Raw genomic sequence first — 252 nt, forward strand, 5'->3', positions numbered from 1 at the left:
GTGCAGGGCGAACTCGTCCATCACCAGGCGGCGGACACCGGTTGAATCGAAGTTGCCTACCTCGGCTTGAAGGCGTCGTTTATCGAGCGTTTTGAGGGTGTGCCAATGCAGGCCGGTGAGCTGGCTGTTGCCGCTGACCGAAAACTGACCCAGTAGAGGCTGTTCTGCCGACTGAAAACTGACCCAGGTGTTCAACTGCTTCTGCTCAATTTTTGAGCAGGAGAACACAGGGTGATCAGTATGGAAATGATG

The 252-nt window shown here is 54.8% G+C and carries 1 pseudogene; it reads right to left on the bottom strand.

The features are described 5' to 3' along the window. A pseudogene (locus JMV15_RS28210) lies at nucleotides 1-126 on the bottom strand (ISL3 family transposase); the annotation flags it as partial. Nucleotides 127-252: the final 126 nt, after the last annotated feature.

The organism is Pseudomonas paracarnis, assembly GCF_904063055.1.
Taxonomy (GTDB): Bacteria; Pseudomonadota; Gammaproteobacteria; order Pseudomonadales; family Pseudomonadaceae; genus Aquipseudomonas; species Aquipseudomonas paracarnis.